The sequence below is a fragment of the Agrilactobacillus yilanensis genome, from assembly GCF_003946725.1.
GTDB lineage: Bacteria > Bacillota > Bacilli > Lactobacillales > Lactobacillaceae > Agrilactobacillus > Agrilactobacillus yilanensis.
Genome location: NZ_RHOY01000009.1, coordinates 93,942 through 120,035, shown reverse-complemented (window position 1 = coordinate 120,035; position 26,094 = coordinate 93,942). Strand labels below are relative to the sequence as shown.

Genomic DNA, 26,094 nt, shown 5'->3' with positions numbered 1-26,094 from the left:
CAGGATCAAACTCTCAAATAAAGTTTGTGACTCATTTTTTTGTTTGCTAGCGAATTGACTTCGCAAATGTTACTTTTATTAGGTTCCTAAGAACCTAGCCTGCACATTTGATAAAATCGAAACTTTGTTCAGTTTTCAAAGAACTACTTTATGTCGATGGAATGAATATTTATTCATCTCCATATCAGACAACTATATAATCATAACAAGATATCAGATGTTTGTCAACAAATTTTTAAAATATTTTTCAAAAGATATTAACAATCTCGATAAAAATCAGATATTTACTTGTCCAAGTTCTAAATATACAAGTTCAATGTATTTTTATACTCTGTCTTACATATTTATAAACACAATACGTTCAATCAACAGTATTTAATTCTATACGATAACTAGGCTCACGTCAACAAAAAAAATCGATTAATTACAAAAAAATGTAATTAATCGACTTTTTTTAAAATAGTAGGTTATTCTTCAGTTGTTTCTTCTTTATCTGGGCGCATTGTTGGGAATAACAGCACGTCTCGAATGGATGGTGCATCTGTTAATAGCATCACCAAACGATCAATACCAATACCCAATCCGCCAGTTGGTGGCATCCCGTATTCTAAAGCTTCCACAAAATCTTCATCGATCCCTTGTGCTTCATCATTACCCGCAGCTCTTTCAGCAGCTTGTGCTTCAAAACGCTGACGCTGATCAATCGGATCATTTAATTCCGTAAAAGCATTCGCATATTCGTTACCTAAAATAAATAGTTCAAACCGATCAACAAAGCGGCTATCATCTTTATTTTTCTTAGCTAACGGTGAAACTTCAATTGGATGACCATAAATAAAGGTAGGTTCTTTTAAGGTATCTTCTACAAATTCATCAAAGAAAGCGTTGATGATATGCCCAACTTGCCAGTAATCCTCATAACGGACATGGTGTTCATCGGCCAATTTTCGAGCCTGCTCTAAAGTCATTTCCGGCCAAAAGTCGACGCCTGTTGCTGTTTTAATTGCATCAACCATATGAATCCGTTTAAATGGCTTGTCCAAATCAATTGTTTCGCCTTGATAAGTAACTTCACCGTTAGTAGTAACCGTCTTAGCAGCAGCCTTAAAGATACCCTCAGTTTCATCCATTACATCAGTAAAGTCAAAATAAGCGGCATAACTTTCTAGTTCTGTAAATTCAGGATTATGTTTTGTGTCAATGCCTTCATTTCTAAAGACACGACCAATTTCATAAACCCGTTCCATCCCACCAACAATTAAGCGTTTAAGATGAAGTTCCAATGCAATTCGCAAATATAAGTCAATGTCTAAAGCATTATGATGTGTGATAAAAGGCCGCGCTGCAGCACCACCAGCTTGTGCATGTAAAACTGGTGTCTCAACTTCCATAAATTCATTGTCGTTTAAATATTGGCGCACAGCATTAATAATTTTAGTCCGCTTTGTAAACCGATCAAAACTTTCACGATTGGCAATTAAGTCTAAATAACGTTGCCGATAGCGTTGTTCCACGTTTGTTAAACCATGATACTTATCAGGCAATGGCCGTAAAGCTTTGGATAAGAAAGTGACGTGTTCTGCTTTAACGGTTAATTCACCAGTATCCGTCCGCATGATTTCACCGGCAACGCCTAAGAAGTCCCCTAAATCAGAACGTTTAAAAATATGGTAGTTCTCTTCACCAACAACGTCTTTACGAACGTAAATTTGAACTTTTCCTGTGCGATCATGGATATCGGCAAAACCGACTTTCCCTTTTCCGCGCTTTGTCTGCATCCGACCGGCAATAATAACTTTGATCGGTTTTGCTTCTAGCATTTCCTTGGTTTGATCGCCATACTTTTCATTTAAAGTTGCTGCAACATCTGTCCGTTCAAAACGGTGGCCAAAAGGATCAACGCCTTCATCAATTAGTTCTTGTAATTTCTCACGACGAACCTTTAATTGATCGTTCATCTCTTTGTTTTCATTCTTAGCCTTAGCCAATGAACCTTCACTCCTCTATCCACGATTATATAATTTTATTTATAAGTTAAGCGCCTTTACGGTCTTCACGATGCTGTCTCGTTTCCGCTTGGACGACAAAATCTTCCAAAATTGTGATCACTTCTGCTTGTGTAAATACACTGTTGATTTTTGCTCTAGCCTTAGCAGCCCGAGGAATGCCTTTTAGATAATAAGCTGCTTGCTGCCGAAATTCAGGTACAGCAATGCGTTCACCTTTCAAATCAACCAATCGCTGTAACTGTAATTTTGCCGTTTCTACTTTTTCACGAGGCGTTGGTTCAGGCAATAACTCACCGGTGTCAATATAAGTTCGCATTTGTCTTAAAATCCACGGATTTCCTAATGCAGCCCGGCCAACCATAACAGCGTCTGCGCCAACCTCATCTAACATGCGCTTTGCATCTTCAGGTGTCCGAACATCCCCATTGCCCATAAAAGGAATGGTTAATTTATCAGCAACTTTTGCTAAAATCGTCCAGTCCGCTTTGCCACTGTACATTTGTTGCCGCGTACGGCCATGCATTGCTAAGGCGCTAGCGCCAGCCGCTTGTGCTGCTAAAGCATTCTCTACGGCTAAAACATGGTCTTCATCCCAGCCAGTCCGCATTTTGACAGTGACTGGTTTGCTGACATTGGTAACAACTGCATGAACCATCTCATAAACTTTATCCGGATCCAACAGCCAATGGGCGCCAGCATCCGTTTTAACAACCTTATTTACGGGACAGCCCATATTAATATCGATGATATCGGTGCTGCTATTTTGATCAATGAATTCTGCTGCTTGTACTAAAGTTTCCTTAGTACCCCCAAAAATTTGGGTGCTCACTGGATGTTCATTAGGATCTACAAACAACATACTCATTGTTTTTTGATTATGGTGCATCACGCCACGGTCACTGATCATTTCACAAACAACAAGGCCCGCGCCAAACTCTTTACATGTTACACGAAAAGCAGCATTACTGATCCCTGCCATCGGTGCAACAACGATCTGATTTGGAATCGTCACATCGCCAATTTTCCATTCCATACTTTTGACCCCCTAATTATTAACGTCAAAAATTATGCACTGATACTAATAATGCTATCACAAAACTATAACGTATTTCAAAGAAATAATCATTCTTTTTTTTCGGCAATCATTGCTTGTAATTCCGCAACACTATATTGATAATGGTTGCCGCAGAATTTGCAAACCGCTTCAGCACCACCATCTTGCTGGATCATATCTTCTAGTTCCGCTGCATCTAAAGTAGCAATAATATTTTTAAAATGTGCTTTGGAACAGTCACACTTAAATTGAACCGGCATCTTTTCTAAAACCTTCAAATTATCCGCACCTAAAATGCTGCTCAAAATACTTTCCGGTGTTTCACCAGCCCGCAGTAATTCTGAAACTAATGGTAATGTTTTTAAATTTTGTTCTACTCTCGTTAGCTGATCGTCGCCGGCATTAGGCAAAACTTGGATCATAAAACCACCAGCCACGTCCACTGTATTATCCGCATTAACATAAACTGACAGACCAACGGCTGAAGGAATTTGTTCTGACTTCGCCAAATAATACGTAAAGTCTTCACCTAACTCGCCTGATACTAATGGTACTTGTCCCGTAAATGGTTCTTTCAAACCTAAATCCTTAGTTACACTGAGCATCCCGTTAGTCCCAACAGCCCGTTTTACATCAATTTTACCCACTAAGTTTAACGGTAAATTTACTTGAGGATTTTGAACATAGCCTTTGATATCTCCCTGGGCATTACCGTCCACTACAATGCCACCCACAGGACCATCCCCCATAATACGGGTGGTTAATTTCTCATTGCCTTGCAGCATGGAGGTGCTTAATAGTAATGTGCCAATCATTGATCGACCCATGGCAGCTGTTGCAGCACTCCAAGTTTCTTGACGCTGTTGTGCTTCCCGTACTAAAGCACTTGCATTAACTGCATATGCTCGCAACAAGCCATCTTGACTGACAGCTTTGACTAAATAATCGCTCATTATCGATACACTCCTATTATATTTTTATTTAACCAGATTAACGCCACATAAAAAGTGGCTTGGAAATATTCCTAGCCACTTTTTTAACATATATTTTACTGAAGATCAATCGTTGTGCGAATTATCTGAATTTTCATCATCTGTTGGTTCCGATGGTTTTTCAGAAGTTTCTGGCGTTGCTGGTTTTTCAGCAGTAGCCTCATCAACTGGTTGATCCGCTGTAGTTGGTGTTTCATCTGCTTTTGAATCTGCTGTAGCTTCAGATGCTGATGTTTCAGATTCAGTGCTTTGCTTTTCAGCGTCTCTTTGATCAGCCGCTTGTTTGGCTTGTTCAAAAGTTGCTGCACTTTCACTTGGGAATTCATCAGACGTTTCATCAGCTGGCATTGCACCGGTGTTGTATAAACTTAAAATTTGCTTTTCATTTAAAGTTTCATACTTAAGCAGCGCTTCCGCAATCGCTTTATGCTGGTCACGGTGTGATTCAATGATTTGACGTGCTTGTTCGTGGGCTTCATCAATGAAACGTCGAACTTCATCGTCAATCGCAGCAGCTGTTGCTTGAGAAAAGGCTGGTCCTTGACCATATTCAGCACCAACAAATGGTTGGCCGCTGCCCTCTAAAGCAACTGTTCCCAGCCGTTCGCTCATCCCATATTGGGTGACCATGCTGCGGGCAATTTGCGTTGCTTGTTCAAAGTCATTGGAAGCCCCGCTGGATTCACTATTGAAGATAATTTCTTCAGCAGTTCGGCCACCTAAAAGCCCAATGATCTGTTCATTTAATTCCTTCTTAGTCAATAAGAATTGATCATCTTTAGGTAACATGATGGCATAACCGCCAGCACGTCCCCGAGGAATAATGGTTACCTTACGGACCGTTCTAGAATCACTTAAAACTAAGCCAATAATTGCATGCCCAGCTTCGTGATAAGCTACCATATTACGTTCTCTTGGTGCAATAACCCGATCTTTCTTAGCTGGACCGGCAATAACCCGATCTTCAGCTTCGTCCACATCAGTTGCGTCAATCTTTTTCTTGCTTCGTCTAGCAGCAACTAAGGCCGCTTCGTTCAGTAAGTTTTCAAGATCTGCCCCAACAAAACCTGGTGTTTGGTGGGCAATTTCTTTTAAGTCCACATCTTCACCTAATGGTTTGTTCTTCGCATGAACTTTCAAGATGGCTTCTCTACCTTTAACGTCTGGCCGACCAACTAAGATCTTCCGGTCAAAACGGCCAGGCCGCAATAACGCTGGATCTAAAACGTCGGAACGGTTTGTAGCGGCAATGACAATGACGCCTTCATTCCCTGTAAACCCGTCCATTTCAACCAGTAATTGGTTCAAGGTTTGTTCACGTTCATCATGGCCACCGCCCATACCAGCACCACGTTGGCGACCGACGGCATCAATTTCATCAATAAAGATGATAGAAGGTGCATTCTTCTTCGCATTTTCAAACAAATCACGGACACGACTTGCCCCGACACCGACGAACATTTCAACGAAGTCAGAACCAGAAATGGAGAAGAATGGTACGCCAGCTTCACCGGCAACGGCTCTTGCCAACAATGTTTTACCAGTACCTGGAGGGCCCTCTAGTAAAACACCCGCTGGAATACGTGCGCCTAGAGACGCAAACTTCCTTGGATCCTTTAAGAACTCAACAACTTCGACCAATTCTTGTTTTTCTTCTTCCGCACCAGCGACATCTGAAAAACGAACTTTATTTTTCTTAGGATCTTGTGGTTTAGCCTTAGATTTCCCAAAGTTCATCACTCGGCCATTGCCACCGCCGCCTTGTCCAGCTTGTCCCATCATCATGTATAAGAATACAAAAATTAAGATAAACGGCAAGACCATTGTCAAAATCGAAATCCATAAACCAGATTGCGATTCCTCACTGGCATTAACAGAAACGTTATTCTTCTTAGCCGCATTGTTAACCTGGGTTAAGATTGTATCTGTTGATAAAACGGTTGTACTAAATTGCTTGGCTGTCGTATCACTCTTGTTTCCAGAAAGTAATCCGAAGCTATTGCTCTTTTCAGTTTTTACGGTTTGAGCCTTACGGTAAACCCCACTAACCTTGTACACACCATTAGATGGTTGAATTGTAAAAGATTTGACTTTATTTTTTTGCAAATTCTTTACGAATTCAGAAGAAGTGATGTTTTGTGATTGCGATTGACTATTATTATTGCCCACAAACCAGCCGACAATGGCAATAATCACCACAAACATAAATATATAAAATAGACTATTACCGAATAGTCCATTTTTCTTATTCTTCATGTGCTACCTCCTATACAAAAATTATTTACTTACAAAAACATAGTTTAAAAGCATAATAGCATAAACTGATGCTTATGACGAACATTTAATCTTCATAGACTTCAGGTTTTAAGATACCGATGTAAGGCAGATTACGATATTTTTCAGCATAATCTAACCCGTAGCCCACAACAAACTCATTTGGTACTCTAAGACCAATATAATCAGCAGTAACTTCTGTCTGCCGGCCTTCTGGTTTATCCAGTAAAGCACAGATTTTGACAGAATTGGCCGCTCTGGTTTGGAAAAGTTTGATCAAATAGTCCAGTGTTCGCCCGCTGTCTACGATATCTTCAACTATTATAATATCACGACCAGCAACTGATGTATCCAAATCCTTGAGAATTTTGACCTCGCCAGAAGAGACTGCTGCATCACCATAACTAGAAACATCCATGAAGTCAATTTCTACAAAATCATCTACTGAACGAATTAAATCCGTCATAAAGACGATGGCACCTTTTAAAATACCAATTAATAGTGGATTTTTACCTTGATAGTCCTGTTTAATGGCTTTACCTAGGCGCGCTACAGCTGTTTTGATCTCTGCTTCTGAGTACAAAACGCTAAGAATATCATCTTGCATATTTTCGTTCTCCCTTTAAAGTCTTTGCTTAAAACACAACACGAAACTCATTTTATCAGTTTCAGAAGTATGAAACAATTGAAAAAAGCGAAAATTTGGTATCCAAAGTAAATTTTCGTTAGCAAAAATCAACCAAAATTTTTGCCGCTTACTTTGTGGTACATGCTGATCGATAAATAGTTTTTTTAACTTACCATGGTTTCCATTTGCTAACAAGTACCGATCCCCAGGTCGTCGGTGTCGTACTGTGAGAGGCCAATCCATTTTAGTTAATAAAACAGGTTGAATAACGAGATTTTCCGACGGCTTAGCAAGGGGGGCCTGTTTGAAAATGCCAACTTCAATATCTGTTGACAAAGGTTGCCAATGATCTAATTTTAGCTGAAAAGTCTGATGATTACTTACTGCTAAAGTCTGATTTTTTTGAATAAAATAACTCTGATAAACACGCTGGAATTGTAACTCTCCTTCTAAATCCAATGTTACCTGGGGCTTTTCCCCCATTAACAGCGCCAATATCTGTTTTGCCTGGGTTGCTTTTAATGGCACTTTTTTGAAATAAAGGCCCCATAGCCCTTGAATAAAAGCCAGTCGGGTCGTTGAAGGTAATGTCTTAAATGCGGCGACAGAGCCCTTAATACCCGTAGCTGTTGTCTTAATATTTTGTTGCACTAACAGCTGTGGCATAAAGGTTTCTTGAAAAGCCAATAAGCTGGCTAAACTCTCCGAAAAGTACTGCGTATGGGCTAATAAATTTGGATTTTCCGTTTTAAGCTGTGGTAGTACATGATGTCTTAATCGGTTTCGTAAGAATGTATCTTCTTGATTTGTAACGTCTTCAAAGTAATCCAAATGCCCGCTTTTGGCGTAGTCGTAAATTTCAGCTTTACTATATGGCAGCAGCGGTCGAACTAACCCAAGTTCATGAAAGCCACGTTGTGTTTGTAAACCGACAACACTTTTTAAATCTCCTGATCGGCTGAGTTTCATAATAATGGTTTCCGCCAAGTCATCCCCGTGATGGGCCGTTACTAATAAATTACAGTCCGTTTTAAGCATGGTGTCATAAAAAAACTGATACCGAAAAGCACGGGCGGCGGCTTCTACGCCTTCTTGGGGATGCTGATCTAAAGCCCATTGTGCACAATATAGCGGCGTCTGCCGCTGTGTTGCAATGGTTTTAATGAAGTTTGTCTCTGCGGTACTCTGTGCCCGTAAATGATGATCCACATAGGCCACTGTCATTTTCGGCCGTAATGCATCGGGCAGCTGCCGGCATAGATCCCACAAAGCCATCGAATCAACACCCGTAGAAACAGCTAGTAAGATATGATCGTTTTTGTCAAACAGTTTGTCGTCACGAACATGATTTTTAAATTGCTCGAATAAGTCCACGTGAACCTCCTATCCCTAAAAAAGAAAAAAGTCGGGAACAAAACGGTTTGTTTTGCGACCAACTTCTTCATCAGATCTTTAGACTAGCTACGACGACCGCCACGGCCACCGCGTTTACCTTCTGTATTGCGTTTCAAAGAAGTCAAACGATCTTCACTTTCTTTAAGAAAGCCGGATAATAAGCTATCAAAATCTTTACTATTATTATTTTGCTTAGAACCACCAAACTGGTTTCTACTGCCAGCATTGTTACTACGGTGATTATAATTTTTAGAGTTATTAAAATGACTGTTGCTACTACTACCGGCGTGATCCCCATGGCTATTGTTACTGCTATGGTTCGTACTTGTGCGGCTTGCGTGACTGTTATTATTTGTATGTGCGGATGGTTTTGGATGATCTTCTGCCTTGCGGATAGATAGACCAATTTTGCCTTCCTTCATAGATAGTACTTTAACAGTTACTTCATCGCCCACTGTCAAAACATCATGGATGTCTTTGACATAGTTCTCAGAAATTTCACTGATGTGCACTAAGCCAGTTTGATGATCACCTAGATCAACAAATGCCCCAAAATTCGTAATGCCTGTCACTTTACCCTTAACTTTTTCGCCAATTTCAATCGACATAAAACAGAAAAGTCCTCCTTAGTTTGTGTAACAATAAGTATAGCATTTTCAAAAATGTGTGCAACCCTAATTACTTGGTTTATCCCCAGGCAAACTAAAAATAATCTCACCAGATTTTGAGTAATAATAACGTTCACGGATAATCTTTTCTAAGTAGGTTTTGTCATTCAACTGACGCACTTGCTGCTGTAAATCCGTATGACTGTCCCTTACTTTTTCTAACTGAGCTTGACTGGTCTGTGTTTGCGCCTGCAGGGTTTGATGGTTTTGTCGAGTCTGAAAAATTTGAACGCCTAAAAATAAGACGACCACACCAAAAATTAGACCAATAAACAATAACCGTTTTTTACGCACCTGACGCACGTACTTTTGCCGACGCGCATGGATATTTTTTAAGGTCTGCTGCTGATGATACTTATTGTTTAAAGCCTGTACTTTTGGCTGTGATGATTGCTTTTCGTACATATTGTTTTTCTCCCGATTGACTGTAAGTAACCTGTTGCTTACAGTATACCGCAGTCCTTGGGAATTTTGAATTATCTTTAAATAAAATTATCCTTTTGCGCAAATTCTTCTGATAAGATGACGTACATTTCTGCAGCATCCTCTTTTTTAGTTGAATCTAGCAAGTTTTTAACTTCTATTACCGTTGTTCGATTTCCGAATTTAATTTCTAATTTATCGCCTACAGCCACATCTGTAGCTGATTTAGCGACTTTGCCGTTGACCAGAATTCGGCCTTTATCTGCAATTTCTTTTGCAACAGAACGGCGTTTGATCACTCGAGAAACTTTCAAAAATTTATCTAAACGCATAAGTTTGTCCTTTCTAATGCTTAAGTTTTGATTTTGTGTAAAACCTTACCAACAAACGGTAAAGCTAACCACTCTTTTAACGTCAATAATTTGAGTTTAACACTTAAATAGCCAAATACAACAATCCCAACGCCAATATTAATAAGTGTCACTAATCCTGCCCCTAAGCGACCGCTAGGAAACAGCGTATTCGCAACTACGGCCCCAATGGCAACCACTATAGCCATGATAAACACGATCACCGTCAATTTAAAAATAAAACCGCGGTCAAAAATCGCTTGCCGAACATAACTTGGCGTGTGCAAAAAGATTAAAAATGCGGCTCCGGCTAAGGCTAAAACCGTAATCAAACTGCTGCCGGAAATGCCAAAAACTTGGGTGAACCAACGATTAAAAACCATTTTAAAGGCAATCCCTGCCAATAAAGCCATTGTCGGTACCTTAAAGCGATCTAGACTTTGCAGCACACTGCTAAACACATTGATCAAAGCCATGAACATCACGCTGAGCATGTACAGCGCAATGGTGCCGCTCCCCTCACTGTCGCCAAAAAGTAAGCGATTAATCCAAGGCATTAACACGATTAAACCCGCTGTTGCTGCCGCTGAAAGCGCTAGGGCGATGTGTACCAGTTGTTTGGTAATTTTGATGAATAGATATTTGCGTCGCGCTTTTCTAGCTTCACTTAAAGCCGGCAGCAAAGCCGTCACAAAGGCCATCGTAATTACTAAGCCCAACTGTACTAGCGGTTGGGCCCGATCATAGATCCCTTTTAAATTATAAGCTGCTGTTGGCTGTAAACCACTGGCAATCAAGCCCTTAGCCACACTAAAAGAGTCAACCAGCTGTAAAATTACCATTGTGGCTGCAAATAAGCTCAGTGAGCCACCTTCAACCCAAAGTTGATGTAATAAAACTCTAAAACTTGGCAGCTCTGATGTTTGGGATAGCGTTTGCCAATCTCCTAAATCGGCCATCGGTTTTTTAGCCGCTGGCAGCATCACAATAATTGCCGCTAAACCGCCAATTAAAGCGCCACTCATCGCGACAGTCCCCATGACATAGTAATTCCAACGGTAATGCAAATATAGGCCGGCCGCAATTAAAATAACGGTTACCCGCAGTATTTGCTCTACCACTTGGGAGATCGCTGTGGGCCGCATATCAAAAACGCCTTGAAAATAACCCCGTAAGCACGTTAAAAATGGCGTCAATAAAAACATAAAGGCCACCACTTTGATTAAACTGGCTAATTGCCGATCACCCATCAAACCAGCGATTGTCTCAGCTTTGAAATATAAAACTATAAAAATACCCAGACTGAGTAAACTGACCAAAATAAAGATCTTTTGTAATAATTTAATCTTTAATTTGGGATTTTGTTGTTCTGCAATAAGTTTAGACACAAAATTTGGCAGCCCTGATAAAGCTAAGGTCATCCCAATGCCATATAATGGGTAAACTTGTTGATAAACATAAAAGCCCCCATTACCCACAATATTTTGAAATGGTACACGATAAACAGCGCTCAAAATCTTGCTGAGTAATGAAGCCATTGATAATAGTAGCGCCCCACGCATCAAATTCTTGGCACTATTTTTTGCCATACTGTTCTCCTATACTTGCCGACTAGGTGTTGGTTGGGTCTTCGTCACTTGTTGGGCTAAATCTGTGACAAAAGCAATTAATTGGGTTAACCAATCATCTAGCGTCATTTTAGGTTGAATCGTCATTCTAACTGCAATTTTTTGATTTGTATCTTTAACAGCTGCATGCATTTTAGTTTTAGCTAAAGCTTGGAAAATACCTTCTCCTTGTACCGCTTCAAAGCTAGCACTGGACAACGTTAATGTTAACTGCTTATCATTTTGACTGATATTTTCAATTAAAGCCTGATCTGCTAAAAACTTCAATTTTGCCACTTGTAATAAATAATCGACTTCTTGGGGATAGTCGCCGAAGCGATCTACTAAATCTTCACTGATGTCATCTAGTGTTTCTAAACTATCCACTTGTCGAATTCGCTTGTACATCTCAATTTTTTGCTGCTCATCTTCAATATAAGCACTAGGGATGTAAGCTTCAATTTTCAATTCAATTTCACTGTTGGTCCGTTTCACAGCTGTTTTGCCTTTACGGGCGGCCACGGCTTCAGATAACATTTGCGAATACAAATCATAGCCGACGCTGTCGATAAAGCCATGCTGTTGCGAGCCTAATAAGTTCCCGGCACCTCGAATTGACAAATCCCGCATGGCAATTTTAAAGCCTGAACCTAGTTCTGTAAAGTCCTTAACGGCCTGCAGTCTTTTTTCGCTGACTTCAGTCAATACTTTGTCAGGTTGATGGGTAAAATACGCATAAGCCACTCGATTACTCCGGCCAACGCGCCCCCGCAGCTGATACAGTTGGGACAAGCCATAGTGATCTGCATTCTCTACAATAATCGTATTGGCATTAGGCATATCCACCCCTGATTCGATAATGGTGGTAGCCACCAAAACGTCGGCTTCATTGTTAATAAAACTCATAATTACATTTTCCAGTTGGTTTTCACCCATCTGACCATGCGCATACGTGATCGTTGCTTCGGGGACTAACGCTTGCAGTTTTTCCACTGTGCGTTCAATATCGCCTACTCGATTATGCAAATAAAAAACCTGACCATTACGATCCATTTCCCGGGCAATCGCTTCGTGAATGGCACCTGGATTTTGTTCCATCACATAAGTTTGGATTGGATAACGATTTGCCGGCGGTGTCTCAATAACTGACAGATCTCGGACGCCCACCATCGACATATTCAATGTCCGTGGGATTGGCGTTGCAGTTAATGTCAAAACATCCACATTTGCCTTTAATTGCTTGATTCTTTCCTTATGATTTACGCCAAAACGCTGCTCCTCATCAATAATCAATAAGCCTAAGTCGCTAAAACGTACATCTTGGGATAAAAGTCGATGCGTACCCACCACAATATCAACCTGTCCTTTTTTCAAAGCTTGCAACGTTTCCGTGGTTTGCGCTTTTGTTTGGAACCTGGACAAGACGCCAATATTAACTGGAAAATCTGTAAATCGCTGCTGCATTGTTTCAAAATGTTGCTGCGCCAAAATTGTTGTGGGTACTAAAAAGGCCACCTGCTTGCCATCTTGAACTGCCTTAAAAGCCGCCCGTAAAGCAACTTCTGTTTTACCAAAACCCACATCCCCAACTAACAGCCGATCCATTGGTCGATTAGATTCCATATCCTGCTTAATTTCAGCCACACTGCGCAGTTGGTCCGGTGTTTCTGAATATGCAAAGGCATCTTCAAATTCTTGTTGATAGCTATTATCCGGTGAAAAAGCAAAGCCTCTTTCGGATTCCCGTTGAGCATAAAGTTCGATCAAGTCATCCGCAATATCTTCAATTTTTGAAGCTACTTTTCGTTTTGTTTTTTGCCATTCGGTACCGCCTAACTTATTAATTCTAGGCGTTTTACCTTCAGAAGCAACATACTTTTGAATTAGATTTAGCTGCGTCACAGGGATGAATAATTTGGCATTACTTTGATATAAAATCGTCAAATAATCCTGTTTGACACCGTCCACGGTCATCGTTTCCGTACCCATGAATTTTCCAATCCCATGATTTACATGCACCACGTAATCGCCAGCTTTTAAGTCATTATAGCTTTTGATTCGTTCAGCATTGTCAATGGCTAAGGAACGCACTTTTTTCTTTGGCGGCTGATTAAATAATTCCGCTTCTGTTAAAACAACAACTTTGCTATCCACAATTTCAAAACCTGACTGTAATGTCCCCGGCACTAGCTGAATCCGCTGAGGTTCAATATCGTTGATCCCGGTCATTAAATTATGAATTTCAAAATCACTGAAAGTTTCGGAAACTTTAGCCAATCTGGCGGCTTGTGCGACTAAAACCACAACCGTTGCTTTTTCTTTGAGCCAACGATCCATTTCGGTTTTAACTAGAGGCATTTGGCTGAAAAACTTTTGCGGCGTCCGGCTTTTAAGATTGACAATGGCATCTAAATGTAACCGGCCCATGCCTTTTTGGAATAACGAAAGATAAATACGGGGATGTTTATCTTTACGTAAATCGTCCATCAGATCATGTTCAACTTTTTGTGTTTTTAAAATTTGTCCCTGTTCCAACAGATCAGTTTGCCACTGTGCTGTTTCTGCCAAGTGCTGCCGGCTTTGGGCTTGCAGCCTTGGATAGTCGTCAAGTAACAATACTTCATCATCTTGTATATAATTTAACAAAGTCGCCGTCTTTTTAAAGATTTCTGCTAAAAATAAGCCAATATTTTCTGGCCGTTGCCCTTGTACTAACTGATCAATCACAAATTGTATCTTTTGCTGCAGGGCTTGCTGCAGTTTGGGATCATTTTCTAATTCTGGTACCCGTTGATCCAATTTCTTCTGTAATTTTAAACCGGTTTCTTTTAACTGCTGAACCGTTAGCACGACTTCAGAAGCAGGCAACACTTGCACTTGTTCTAAATTTTCAATACTACGCTGCGTTTCAGGATCAAAACTGCGTAAGCCGTCAATTTCTGTATCAAACAGCTCAATTCGATAAGGTAGACTCGCATTGATTGGAAAAATATCTATAATGTCACCCCGAATGGCAAATTCACCGGGAGAAGCCACTAACTTTTGCCGAACATAGCCCATATCAACAAGTTTTTGAATCAAGTCTGTCAGATCCACCGTATCGCCCGTTTTTAAAGCGATTGTATATTGGGCAAATACTGTAGGTGCTGGCAATATTTTTTGAACCCCACCAAGTGTCGTCAGCACAATCGTCGGTTTTTGATGGACTAAACGATCTAAGGTAATCACGCGTTGACTACGAAATTCCGGTGAACTTAATGCTAACTCGGCTGCCAAAACTTCCGCTACTGGAAAATTTTGCACCTGATCTTCATCCAATAAATTGCTGAGATCACTATTTAAACTGTCTAATTGTTGACTGTTTGCTAAGACAACAATTAAACTTTTTTGCGTTTTCTGAAATAAACCCGCCAACCATACTGCCCGAGCTGAACCTTCTAATCCCGTCACTAATTGACGATAATTCGGTTGAATCGGCTCAGCCACTTGGCTAATTTGCTGGTTTTGGTCAAATAATTCGATTAAATTCATCCAATAGCCTCCTTTGACTAGCCATTGAAACGGTTCATAATATCTTGAGGTTCAGTGCCATCTAGCCAGGCTACAATGGCTGCCGCCGCCCGATCATAAGCATCTAACATTGTGATTTGGTCATCTTTATTAAAAGGTGTCAAAACCCAATCAACTACTTTGCTCCGCTGAGGATGTTGAATGCCTACTTTCAGTCGATTAAAAGATTCCGTCTGAACTGCCGCAATAATGCTCTTAATGCCATTGTGGCCGCCTGAAGAACCTTTTGTCCGAAAACGTAGCTTGCCTAACGCCAGATCCATATCATCTTGAATGACTAATAGATCTTTAGGTTCAATATGGTAATAATGCATCAATGGCCCCACTGCACGGCCAGAATCGTTCATGTAAGTTAACGGTTCGACTAAGAATACCTTTTCTTCATTATATTGGAATGTCGTAAACCGTGCTTCAAAATCTTTTTTGGTTAACGTTTGATTTAGTTTTTGACCTAATGTCTCTAAAACCATAAATCCCACATTGTGTTTTGTTTGATTATATTTTTTGCCAGGATTTCCTAAACCAACAACAATTTTCAAAATTAATGCCTCCATGGTTTAAACCAAATTGTTTTACTTGAGTTGTCTGCAAATTCTTAGTATATCATACTCTGTATTTTTTATTATACTGTTATACTTTTTACATACGCAAATAATTTGCTAATTGTTCTATCTTGAACTTGAGCGTTTTTACTGTGGTATTCGTGTTTACATTTCTGTATTAATGTTTTGAAAAAATTATAAAAAATTAATGAAAAAGTTTTGAAAAAAGCCCCAAACATCATGAAAAGTGTGTTATACTAATTTCGATAAAATTTGTTTTCCAGAAAGGATGAATCACTTTGGCATCTACAACACAAAAGGATCATCAAAAAGTTTTGCTTGTCGGTGACGGTGCAGTTGGTTCTAGTTACGCTTACGCACTAGTATTACAAGGTATTGCTCAAGAAATTGGTATCGTTGATATCTTTAAAGATAAAACTAAAGGTGATGCGATCGATCTTTCCAACGCTTTACCATTCACACAACCTAAGGAAATTTACTCTGCAGAATATTCTGACGCAACCGATGCAGACGTTGTTGTGATCACTGCCGGCGCACCTCAAAAGCCAGGCGAAACACGTTTAGACTTAGTCAACAAAAACTTAAAGATTTTGAAGTCTATCGTTGATCCTATCGTTGAATCCGGATTTAAGGGTATCTTCTTAGTTGCTGCCAACCCTGTTGATATTTTAACTTATGCTACTTGGAAACTTTCTGGCTTCCCTAAAAATCGGGTTGTCGGCTCTGGTACTTCTTTGGATACCGCTCGTTTCCGCCAATCTATTGCTGAATTAGTTAACGTTGATGCTCGTTCCGTCCATGCTTACATTATGGGCGAACATGGCGATACAGAATTCCCTGTATGGTCACATGCCAATATCGCTGGTATTAAGATTGCTGAATATGTTAAAGCCCATCCAGAAATTGATGAAACTAAATTAGTTGGTATGTTCGAAGATGTTCGTGATGCCGCTTATAAGATCATCGACTTAAAGGGTGCTACTTTCTACGGTATCGCAACTGCATTGTCCAGAATCACCCGTGCTATTTTAGATGATGAAGATGCTGTATTACCATTGTCTGTTTATATGGATGGCCAATATGGCTTGAACGATATTTATATCGGTTCTCCTGCTGTTATTAACCGCAGTGGTGTACAACAAATCTTAGAAATCCCATTAACAGACCACGAACGCGAAAGCATGACTGCCTCAGCAAAACAATTGAAGAAGATTTTAGATGACGCTTTTGAGAAAGATGACATCGAAACTCGCCAATAAGCGCTAAGGCATTATATTAATAGTCAAAACAAAAGCTATGCTAAATTAATATTGGGCGTAGCTTTTTTATTTATAAAAAATATTATTTTATTCTATCATAATTATAATCTAACAATTCTTATAAGAGTTCTTAATAGCATTTCTTTTTGGTTTAATCTTGCTTATAATAGTGATATTGTACAGTTATAATTTTAAAGGAGGTATCTGCACCTGTGAAGCTAAAAAAGGCGCTCCCCGTAAAGCTAATTTTTACATTGCTGGGTATCGTAGCCATTTATTTCATTGTCAGCATTCACTATCAAAATGTTTTTTTACCCAATACGACTTATTCCGGTGTAAACATTTCTGGGAAAACCCCAGAAGCTGCTAACAAGCTATTAAAGCACCGTTTATCCGAGCAACAGTATAAAGTTGTTGAGCAACAAAAAACTATCTTATCTTTCACTGGCAAAGATCTAAATATTCGGCATAACTATCTGACACAACTGCAAAATCTAAAAGCCAACCAAAATCCGTGGGCTTGGTCCTTAACTGTGTTTGCAGCTGGTAGTGAAGATGCTGCCAGTAATAGCCAATTAAAGTTGGATCAACAAAAAGCAGATCAACTTTACGAGAAACTCGTAGCTGAAACAAAAGCCAATCGAACTGAAACTAAAAACGCATCAATTACTAAAAGCGGTGCTAGTTTCAAAATCGTCAAGGAAGTCTACGGTAACAATATTGATGAAGCAAAATTGAAAAAAGAAATCATTCGCAGCATTGATAGCGGCCAAACAGATATTGATCTAAAAAAAGCCTATGTGACACCTACCGTACTTTCAGATGACAGCACTTTAACTAAAGATTTGAAACAATTAGAAACGATTCATAATGAAAATATCACTTATAAGATATTTGGCTCAACTGAAAAAGTTGCCAAATCTGAAATTTATAAATGGTTAGAATATGAAAATGGCGAAATTAAATTAAATACCACTGCTGTTTCTAATTATGTCTCTGAATTATCTAGCAAGTACGGCACAATCAGTAAAACCCGTAGCTTCAAGACGACCGGCGGCTCTACCGTCGATGTCCCAGCAGGTATCTATGGCTGGAGCATTAAACGTACCAGTGAAGTCGCTGCTTTAAGCAAAGAAGTACTTAAAGGTCAAGATTTTACAAGAACACCGATCACTCAAGGCTTCGGCTATAACGACAATGGTACAGACATCGGCGACACCTACGTTGAAGTTAGCAAATCTGCGCAACATATGTGGGTCTATAAAAACGGTAGCCTCATCATCAGCACCGACGTTGTTACCGGCAAGCCCGGTCAAGACACCCCATCTGGCGTCTTCGCCGTCTGGAGCAGAGAACGTAATACCTCATTGAAGGGTAAAAATTCCGACGGCTCTGACTATAACTCACCGGTTAGTTACTGGATGCCAATTGACTACACCGGCGTCGGGATCCATGATTCCTCATGGCAACCACAATATGGCGGCACCTGGTATATCGAACACGGCTCCCATGGCTGCATTAACACACCACCAAGCGTCATGAGCCAAGTCTACGAAAACGTCGGTGTTAACACACCAGTCATTGTGTATTAAGACAGAGCGTGACAAGTTATGGTTTGACAATGCACATAACCTAGACTTACGATATAAGCCCGAACTTGGCTTGTGAGTAAGACGTAGTTATGTAAATTGTCAGTAACTTGGAACGCGTTTAATCAGAGCGGGAACTAGGGCGGGAAAGCCTCGAGCACTAACCTAGAATTATGAAATAAGTGCACCTCGCTTATGAATAATTCGTAGTTAGGTAAGAGATTTGCCCTAGTGAACGCGTTTAATCAGAGCGGGAACTAGGGCGGGAAAACCTCGAGCACTAACCTAGAATTATGAAATAAGTGCACCTCGCTTATGAATAATTCGTAGTTAGGTAAGAGATTTGCCCTAGTGAACGCGTTTAATCAGAGCGGGAACTAGGGCGGGAAAACCTCGAGCACTAACCTAGAATTATGAAATAAGTGCACCTCGCTTATGAATAATTCGTAGTTAGGTAAGAGATTTGCCCTAGTGAACGCGTTTAATCAGAGCGTGACAAAAAATCTGAGTCAAAACAATTTCGTTTTGACTCAGATTTTTTTAATGCTATTTTTTAGTAATCATTAGTAACCCATCTCCCACAGGAATCAAACTAGACACCAATGAGTCATCATGAAATACCGTTTCAAATAGCGCATTTAAATTACGATGAATATTTTTATGCCGATGTTTAATTTCTTCAATGGGCTGCAACACTGTCCCCCCCTGCAAAACATCGTCAATCAATAAAATACCTGTATCGCTTAATAAATTCAAACAATACGGTAAAAAATCAATGTATTTCGCCTTCGCACTATCTAAAAAAATAAAGTCATAGCTCGGCTGTAATGTTGGCAGAATATCAGCCGCATCCCCTTGCAATAGCTGAATTCGATCCGTCATCTTAAATTTCTTAAAATTTGCCTGAGCATGCTTAATCATAATATCAAATCGATCAATCGTCGTAATTTTCGTAGATGCCGGTGTATTTTGGGCCATCAACAGTGCCGAGAACCCGATGGCCGTGCCAACTTCTAAAATAGATTGTGGCCGAGCTACTTTTAATAAAACTCTAAAAAAATTAACCGTTTCATGAGGAATAACTGGATTACCCACCGCATGTGCATGCTCCTCTAATTTTTTCAAATCACCGCTCAAAGGCTGCTGGTCCTGTCTTAAAAAGGCTAAAACATCCGGATCAATTACCGGACGATGCATCATTTCGTTTCTCATAATAAACTAAAACTCCTAATTATTTTTTTAGATAACGCTGACTAAAATCACTAAATATGATATGATTGTTCAGGCATTAACTTCATTATTTGGATCCAGAAAGTAGGCATTTCATGTTAATTGAACCCCTTGTTACTAAAAAAGATGCGTTAACTACCGTCCCTGAAACCGCCACACTCAAAGAAGCGCTGGCTATTTTAGAGGACACCGGTTTTCGTTGCATTCCGATCTTAAACGAATCTGGTCAATTATTCCGTGGTAACATCTACAAAATGCACCTTTATCGTCATATTGCCCAAGGTGGGGATATGACACTTCCCGTGACGCACCTCTTAAAAAATGCAACTAAAACCATTAATATTCAGTCACCTTTTTTTAAAGTCTTCTTTGATATTCGGGATCTTCCCTATATCTCTGTTTTAGACGAAAATAACAATTTTTATGGCATTCTAACCCACAATCGACTGCTGGGTGAACTTTCAGAAGCTTGGAATATAGATGTCAGTGGTTATGTGCTCACCGTAACCTCCCCTGGTGGCCAAGGCGAACTTGCCAAAATGTCTAAAATCATCGCCCGTTATGCCTCAATTCTAGGCTGTATGACCTTAGACGCTAAAAAAGAAAACTTTGTCAGACGCACCTTATTCACTTTTCCCGCAGATACGGAACAAGCAGTTATTGCAAAGATGGTCAAACATCTAGAGAAAAAAGGCTTCACCGTTGTGGAAATTGATGACTTGCAAAACGACAAAATCTTGCGTGATACAGATACATTCCCAACAAACATGTAAATTCTATTATACAAAAAAAGAGACTAGACACAAAATTTATTTTTCGTGAATAGTCTCTTTTTGATTGGGTATTTTTAGTCTTATCGTTCTTTAATTATTTTTCAGGATTATGGTTATGTACTCGACCAAAGCGCTTGGTCGCCGCATCTAATCCGACACTGACGCTCAATGCTTGATCGACTTGAATCATTTTTTCAGCAGATAACTGGGTTACTTTATCCTTAAGCCGTTGTTTATCAATCGTACGAATCTGTTCTAATAAAACAACAGAATCTCGTTCAATACCATCGGCCTTGGCAATAAGTCCCACATGCGTTGGCATTTTCGGCTTCTGAATCTTAGCCGTTATTGCAGCAACAATAACTGTTGGACTAAAATGATTCCCCACATTATTCTGAATAATTAAGACAGGGCGTAAACCACCTTGTTCTGAACCGACCACGGGCGATAAATCTGCATAAAATATATCTCCCCGTTTCACAACAAGATCCATGCGTTTCCTCCCTTCTACTTAATTACTTAACAATGTGCAAATACGCTTCGCATTCTGAAGCAGAAAACTCCTGACAAATCTCTGAATTGATGCTAGCCATTTCAGTATACCCCTCAATCAGCTCTTCCATCAAGGGTTGGTGCTGCTCAAGATACTCACTCAAAGCCGATTCAATTACTTGCTGCGTATCAATAGCATACATACTACAATATGCCTCAACTTCTCGTGAAAGGTTCCCATCAACTTGTACTGACAGCTTCTTTTGCTCCATCACAAATACCTCCACAATCACAATGATCTGCAAAATCATCATAACACTTATTTAGGCACTTGAGGAGTCCCAAAAATTTATTAAGGGTTTTCTCCTAGGTTATATTTTAATATAATTTCTAGGCAATCGATTGGTTAAAATACAAGCTAATTCATAATGAATCGTCTGTGAATAATCCGCAACATCCTGTAGCCGGATTGTCTGTCCACCATCTTCACCAACCAACGTGACTTTAGTGCCCATTGGATAGGCTTTTGGCAAGCGAATCATGAATTGATCCATACAGATCCGGCCAACAATCTCACAGCGGACACCATCTACTAATACGTAAAATCCTTGTAAACGCCGCAACCAGCCATCCGCATAACCGATTGGTACAGTGCCAACCCATTCATCCGTTTTAGCTGTATAAGTTGCGCCATAACCGACACAATCGCCGGCATGAATTTCTTTACAGAATACAATTTCAGACGTTAGACTCAATGCTGGCTGTAACGTATAAGGCAGCTTCAAAGCATCTCCAGAAGGGTTTAACCCATATAACGCCACGCCAAAACGAATCATATTACCATTACATGCCTCATGCCAAAGACTCGTCGCCGAATTAGAGACATGCACATAGCGCGGTCGATCGTCCAAAGCCGCTACAAAACTATTAAATTTAGCGGACTGCTGCTTGAAATAAGCCGTTTCTTCAGAATCTGCCGTCGCAAAATGGGTAAACACGCCTTCAAAATCAAAATATTCAGAATTTGTCTGAATATAATGCACAGCCCGTAAAAATTCACTCAAATCTGTAAAACCAATTCGGCCCATCCCGCTATCAACAGCCAAATGTACCGCCAATGGTCGTAAAGGCACCGTTTGCGCCAATACTGCCTTAGCCTGTATCAGCCACTCTCGACTACCTACCGCCAATGAAATATCCATACTTGCGGCGATATTACTATATTCCGGATCCGTGATGCCTAATACTAAAATAGGCTCTGTTAACAAAGCTTGCCGTAAGCCTAGTGCCTCATCTAATAAAGCAACGCAAAAACCGTTAGCGCCCGCTTTTTTAGCCGCTTGAGCCACCGGTACCATGCCATGCCCATAACCATCTGCTTTGACCACCGCAAATAAATCCGTTTCTTTAGGCAAACGTTGTTTCTCCGCAGCCACATTATTAAATATCGCCCGTTCATCAATGGTTACTTGAGCGTGACGTAAATTACCAACAACCATAGTTGGTCAGCTCCTTTAATTTTGTAAAATAACTTGGGTCATCACTAATGATGCCGTATGTGAAATAGACACCAGCGCCGTCCCAATAAACGGTTGTCTTGTAACAATCGGTCGACCAGTCGGATCGTTTAGAATTTCAATATCGTGTAAGCCAACCTTACCAATCCCAGTTCCTAAAGCCTTTGCATAAGCCTCTTTAGCAGAAAAACGCCCCGCCAAAAACTCATAGCATCGTTGACTATTTTCAGGGAATTCTAAAAAAATAGCTAATTCTTCAGAGGTTAGCACCTTTTCTGCAAAGCGCTGGTTTTTTTCTAACGCAGCCTTAATTCGATCAATTTCAGTCAGATCGACCCCTATACCGATAATCATAACGTCAACTCCCAGTCTTTTTACGTATTATACCATAGCGCAAAACAGACACCGATACAACATTTTAAACCAGAGCGCGACTAAAGACGGGTTGATTTTGAGCATAGCCTAGACTAACGCCGTGAGCGGTCTTCGCTTACAAGTTAGACGTAGCTAAGCGCAGAAATCAGTCTTTAAGAGCGCGTTTATGAGCCAGAGCTTTGCTCTAGTGAACGCGTTTCAAATCCAAAACAAAAAAGCTAAATCAAAAGTCATCCCTCTGATTTAGCTTTTTCAGCTTATAAACTAAGCATTTGTATTTGTTCTAATGGTGAAGTTGCGATTGCCATGTTTTTGATGACCATCTTTACTCTTACCATGACCACCATTAGATTTTTTATGATTGTAATTACCTTTACCGCCACGGTTAAAGGACTTGCCATTACCGCCGCCATTACTGCGTCGATGGTTGTTATTCCCCCGACGTGAAGAAGAACGGTGATGACTTGCTTTACGTGCTGGCAATGGTCGTTCAGGTGTAATTTTAACCGGAACATCCGTAGAATCCTTGCTAACCTCTTTAACATAAGCTGCAACTAATTGTTCTGCGGAGAATTGTGTTAACAACTCTTGTGCCGTTGCTTCGTATTTATCTAAGCCATCTGCCTCTAAGTCAGCTGTAATTGTTTCAACGGCCGTTTTTAACTGGCCTTTGAACGCTTGCTTGTCTGTTGGTGGCATTAAAGGCCGCATCCGTTTTTTAGTCAATTGTTCGATTGTCTTAAGGTAGCCCATTTCATTAGACGTCACAAAAGTTACAGACATCCCAGACTTCCCAGCACGGCCAGTTCTACCAATCCGGTGAACATAACTGTCAGGATCTTGTGGAATATCATAATTGTAAACGTGGGTTACCCCAGAAATATCCAAACCACGGGCAGCGACATCCGTTGCCACCAAGATATCCAATTCGCCTTTTTTAAATTGACGCAATACACTCATCCGTTTTTGTTGTGTCAAATCACCATGAATGCCTTCTGCGCGATAGCCTCGAGCTTGCAAGCCCTTCGCTAATTCATCGACACGACGCTTTGTCCGGCCGAAAACTAACGCTAATTCTGGATTTTGAACATCAAAAAGCCGAGTCATAACATCAAATTTTTCAAAGTCTTTTGAACGAACATAATATTGATCAATTAAATCTGAAGTTAATTCTTTAGATTTAATCTTTACAATTTCTGGTTTGCTCATGAATTTTTCACTGATGCGCATAATTGGTGCTGGCATCGTTGCTGAAAATAGTAATGTTTGGTGTTCGTTAGGGACATGGGTTAAGATCTTTTCGATATCTTCAATGAAGCCCATATCTAACATTTCATCAGCTTCATCTAAAACTAATGTCCGGATATGTTCAATCTTTAAAGCATTACGATTGATTAAATCCAAAAGTCGACCAGGTGTCCCAACAACTACTTGGGGATGGTTATGCTTAAGACTACGAATTTGTCTTCTAATATCAGCACCACCATAAACAACTTGGATCCGTGCCTTTTTAAATTGACCTAATCGGTATAATTCTTCTTGTGTTTGAATCGCGAGTTCACGAGTTGGAGAGATGATTAATGCTTGCACATTTTCATCTTTCATATCTAAGTTATTAAGAATTGGCAACGCAAAGGCTGCGGTTTTCCCAGTACCAGTTTGTGCCTGACCAATAACGTCTTTACCAGCCATAACTAATGGGATTGTCCCGGCCTGAATTGGTGTCGCTTCTTCAAAACCTGCTGATTGTACAGCTTCCAATAATGCGGGATCGAGATTTAAAGCCTCGAATTTCAAATAGTGTTCCTCCTTGAGTTTTGCCTAAAACATTTACACAAAACACCGAACACGTTGTAGTCATGCATTACCGAAAAGTCGTTGTTTTGTATTCTAATGTTTAACTGTTTATTAACGCAACCTATAAATAATAACAAAGATTACATCGAATAGCAAATTAAGCTTGTAAATCTGCCACAACAGTTTCTAAATGTAAGCCATGACTGGCCTTTAGTAAAATCGCATCGTTAGGATGCAAATTAGCCTTGATGTCCGTTACCATCAGTGCTTTATCCGCTAAACAATAATAGTGCAAATGCGCCGCATCATACTTATGCTGTAAAACATCATATAGCGCCTGAATATCTTTCCCATATAAATAAACTTCAGTGATGATTTCAGGATCTAAGGCATCCGCCACACCAGCATGAAGGTCGCGGCTTTGCGCCCCTAACTCCAACATATCCCCCAAAACGACTTTTTTGCGGCCTGTATTGGAAATTGCGCTGAAATTCTTCAAAACTTTTTTGACAGCTGTTGGATTAGAATTATAAACATCACTCAAAATATCACAGCCATTACTGGCCTTTAACCATTCCGTACGCTTTGAAGTGATTTGAAATTGTTTCAGTGCCGTAATAATTTCATTCACTGGAACATGAACTTGTTGACCCACTAAAATTGCCGCCAAAGCATTATTAACATTGTAATCGCCCATCAATGGCAGCTCAAATTGTTTCTCTGGCCATAAATTTGTTTTAAAATATGTCTTTTCTTTCTCTGCAACAACATCCGTCGCCACTAGCGCATTAGCCGCTTGTAACCCAAACGTCTTAGTTTCCATATTTTCTGGTACTTTGGCTGTTAATAACGGTTCATCCCCATTATAAATCAAGACGCCATCTTCTTTTAAGCCGTCAGTGATTTCTAATTTAGCATCCGCAATCTTATCCCGGGTCCCAAAGAACTCAATATGAGCCTCTCCAATCATCGTGATCACCGCAATATCCGGTTCGGCAATCATGCTCATTGTATGTAATTGCCCAGGACGGTCCATGCCCATTTCCAACACCAAATTCTCAGTATTAGTATCCATGCCTAAAATTGTATAAGGGACCCCAATTTCATTATTATAGTTTGCCACTGTCTTGTGCGTATTGCTTTGGGTACTCAAAACAGCCGCAATCATATCTTTAGTCGTTGTTTTACCATTGCTGCCGGTAACCGCAATAACGCGAGGATTCACCTTGTATAAATAATATTTTGCCAAATCAATCAAAGCTTGCTGTATATCCTTTACTTCAATCGTTGGAAAATTATAAGGCCGATGCTCATGATCGCTTTGCCAAAAACTACCAACAGCGCCTTTAGCCACAGCAGATTCGACAAAGTCATGACCATCCCGCTGGGCAATCAAAGGCACAAATAAACCACCAATTTGAAGCTGCCGTGTATCAAATGAAACACTGGTGACAATCCGGCTGCCCCATTCTCCTAATTCAGTTGCACTATGGACCGCCTTAGCAACCTCATTCATGGTCATTTTCATG

The 26,094-nt window shown here is 40.2% G+C and carries 22 protein-coding genes; 3 read left to right on the top strand and 19 right to left on the bottom strand.

Annotated features, from left to right (window positions below; genetic code table 11):
* Nucleotides 1–467: 467 nt before the first annotated feature.
* The 12 genes from lysS to pth form a co-directional block, all read right to left on the bottom strand.
* Nucleotides 468–1,958 (bottom strand): lysine--tRNA ligase, encoded by a 1,491-nt coding sequence (gene lysS / locus EKM93_RS07930; protein WP_125714733.1) that lies wholly within the window; start codon nucleotides 1,956–1,958, stop codon nucleotides 468–470.
* Between the two features lie 76 nt (nucleotides 1,959–2,034).
* Nucleotides 2,035–3,042 (bottom strand): tRNA dihydrouridine synthase DusB, encoded by a 1,008-nt coding sequence (gene dusB, locus EKM93_RS07925; RefSeq protein ID WP_125714726.1) that lies wholly within the window; start codon nucleotides 3,040–3,042, stop codon nucleotides 2,035–2,037.
* A gap of 89 nt (nucleotides 3,043–3,131) precedes the next feature.
* Nucleotides 3,132–4,016, bottom strand: coding sequence for an Hsp33 family molecular chaperone HslO (gene hslO, locus EKM93_RS07920; RefSeq protein ID WP_125714724.1), 885 nt, complete (start codon nucleotides 4,014–4,016; stop codon nucleotides 3,132–3,134).
* Between the two features lie 105 nt (nucleotides 4,017–4,121).
* Nucleotides 4,122–6,311 (bottom strand): ATP-dependent zinc metalloprotease FtsH, encoded by a 2,190-nt coding sequence (gene ftsH / locus EKM93_RS07915; protein ID WP_125714722.1) that lies wholly within the window; start codon nucleotides 6,309–6,311, stop codon nucleotides 4,122–4,124.
* Between the two features lie 85 nt (nucleotides 6,312–6,396).
* The gene (gene hpt / locus EKM93_RS07910; protein ID WP_125714720.1) at nucleotides 6,397–6,936 is read right to left on the bottom strand and encodes a hypoxanthine phosphoribosyltransferase; all 540 of its coding nucleotides are present in this window, start codon (nucleotides 6,934–6,936) and stop codon (nucleotides 6,397–6,399) included.
* Between the two features lie 15 nt (nucleotides 6,937–6,951).
* Entirely contained in the window at nucleotides 6,952–8,331 is a 1,380-nt protein-coding gene (gene tilS, locus EKM93_RS07905) for a tRNA lysidine(34) synthetase TilS (protein ID WP_125714718.1), read from the bottom strand.
* A gap of 83 nt (nucleotides 8,332–8,414) precedes the next feature.
* The gene (locus EKM93_RS07900) at nucleotides 8,415–8,960 is read right to left on the bottom strand and encodes a S1 domain-containing RNA-binding protein (RefSeq protein ID WP_125714716.1); all 546 of its coding nucleotides are present in this window, start codon (nucleotides 8,958–8,960) and stop codon (nucleotides 8,415–8,417) included.
* A 66-nt stretch (nucleotides 8,961–9,026) separates the two neighbouring features.
* Entirely contained in the window at nucleotides 9,027–9,425 is a 399-nt protein-coding gene (locus EKM93_RS07895) for an FtsB family cell division protein (RefSeq protein WP_125714714.1), read from the bottom strand.
* 77 nt (nucleotides 9,426–9,502) lie between these two features.
* A complete protein-coding gene (locus EKM93_RS07890) occupies nucleotides 9,503–9,775 on the bottom strand; it encodes an RNA-binding S4 domain-containing protein (protein ID WP_125714712.1) in 273 nt (90 codons plus the stop codon).
* 20 nt (nucleotides 9,776–9,795) lie between these two features.
* Nucleotides 9,796–11,382, bottom strand: a complete 1,587-nt coding sequence (locus EKM93_RS07885; protein ID WP_125714710.1) for a putative polysaccharide biosynthesis protein — start codon at nucleotides 11,380–11,382, stop codon at nucleotides 9,796–9,798.
* Nucleotides 11,383–11,391: 9 nt separating this feature from the next.
* The gene (mfd, locus tag EKM93_RS07880) at nucleotides 11,392–14,931 is read right to left on the bottom strand and encodes a transcription-repair coupling factor (RefSeq protein ID WP_125714708.1); all 3,540 of its coding nucleotides are present in this window, start codon (nucleotides 14,929–14,931) and stop codon (nucleotides 11,392–11,394) included.
* A 17-nt stretch (nucleotides 14,932–14,948) separates the two neighbouring features.
* The gene (gene pth / locus EKM93_RS07875) at nucleotides 14,949–15,509 is read right to left on the bottom strand and encodes an aminoacyl-tRNA hydrolase (RefSeq protein ID WP_125714707.1); all 561 of its coding nucleotides are present in this window, start codon (nucleotides 15,507–15,509) and stop codon (nucleotides 14,949–14,951) included.
* A 302-nt stretch (nucleotides 15,510–15,811) separates the two neighbouring features.
* Between pth and EKM93_RS07870 the strand changes: the two genes are divergently transcribed.
* Both EKM93_RS07870 and EKM93_RS07865 read left to right on the top strand, forming a co-directional pair.
* Complete coding sequence (locus tag EKM93_RS07870) at nucleotides 15,812–16,792, top strand: L-lactate dehydrogenase (RefSeq protein WP_125714705.1); 981 nt, start codon at nucleotides 15,812–15,814, stop codon at nucleotides 16,790–16,792.
* A gap of 212 nt (nucleotides 16,793–17,004) precedes the next feature.
* On the top strand, nucleotides 17,005–18,384 hold the full coding sequence (locus EKM93_RS07865; protein WP_125714703.1) for a L,D-transpeptidase family protein: 1,380 nt from the start codon (nucleotides 17,005–17,007) through the stop codon (nucleotides 18,382–18,384).
* A 543-nt stretch (nucleotides 18,385–18,927) separates the two neighbouring features.
* Here EKM93_RS07865 and EKM93_RS07860 read toward each other — a convergent pair.
* Complete coding sequence (locus EKM93_RS07860; protein WP_125714701.1) at nucleotides 18,928–19,593, bottom strand: O-methyltransferase; 666 nt, start codon at nucleotides 19,591–19,593, stop codon at nucleotides 18,928–18,930.
* A 113-nt stretch (nucleotides 19,594–19,706) separates the two neighbouring features.
* Here EKM93_RS07860 and cbpA point away from each other — a divergent pair, with 113 nt between their 5' ends.
* On the top strand, nucleotides 19,707–20,384 hold the full coding sequence (gene cbpA, locus EKM93_RS07855) for a cyclic di-AMP binding protein CbpA (protein WP_125714699.1): 678 nt from the start codon (nucleotides 19,707–19,709) through the stop codon (nucleotides 20,382–20,384).
* 94 nt (nucleotides 20,385–20,478) lie between these two features.
* Here the strand turns inward: cbpA and EKM93_RS07850 are convergent, their stop codons facing one another.
* The 6 genes from EKM93_RS07850 to EKM93_RS07825 form a co-directional block, all read right to left on the bottom strand.
* Nucleotides 20,479–20,877: a type II toxin-antitoxin system PemK/MazF family toxin gene (locus EKM93_RS07850; RefSeq protein WP_125714696.1), complete on the bottom strand. Its 399-nt coding sequence runs from the start codon at nucleotides 20,875–20,877 to the stop codon at nucleotides 20,479–20,481.
* Nucleotides 20,878–20,899: 22 nt separating this feature from the next.
* Nucleotides 20,900–21,148: a hypothetical protein gene (locus tag EKM93_RS07845; RefSeq protein ID WP_125714694.1), complete on the bottom strand. Its 249-nt coding sequence runs from the start codon at nucleotides 21,146–21,148 to the stop codon at nucleotides 20,900–20,902.
* A 99-nt stretch (nucleotides 21,149–21,247) separates the two neighbouring features.
* Nucleotides 21,248–22,375 (bottom strand): alanine racemase, encoded by a 1,128-nt coding sequence (gene alr, locus EKM93_RS07840; protein WP_125714692.1) that lies wholly within the window; start codon nucleotides 22,373–22,375, stop codon nucleotides 21,248–21,250.
* Between the two features lie 15 nt (nucleotides 22,376–22,390).
* Nucleotides 22,391–22,747, bottom strand: coding sequence for a holo-ACP synthase (gene acpS, locus EKM93_RS07835; protein WP_125714690.1), 357 nt, complete (start codon nucleotides 22,745–22,747; stop codon nucleotides 22,391–22,393).
* Nucleotides 22,748–23,032: 285 nt separating this feature from the next.
* Nucleotides 23,033–24,565: a DEAD/DEAH box helicase gene (locus EKM93_RS07830; protein ID WP_125714688.1), complete on the bottom strand. Its 1,533-nt coding sequence runs from the start codon at nucleotides 24,563–24,565 to the stop codon at nucleotides 23,033–23,035.
* A gap of 157 nt (nucleotides 24,566–24,722) precedes the next feature.
* Nucleotides 24,723–26,093 carry a UDP-N-acetylmuramoyl-tripeptide--D-alanyl-D-alanine ligase gene (locus tag EKM93_RS07825; RefSeq protein WP_125714686.1) on the bottom strand — a complete coding sequence of 457 codons (1,371 nt, stop codon included), beginning with the start codon at nucleotides 26,091–26,093 and terminating at the stop codon, nucleotides 24,723–24,725.
* Between the last annotated feature and the right edge of the window lies 1 nt (nucleotide 26,094).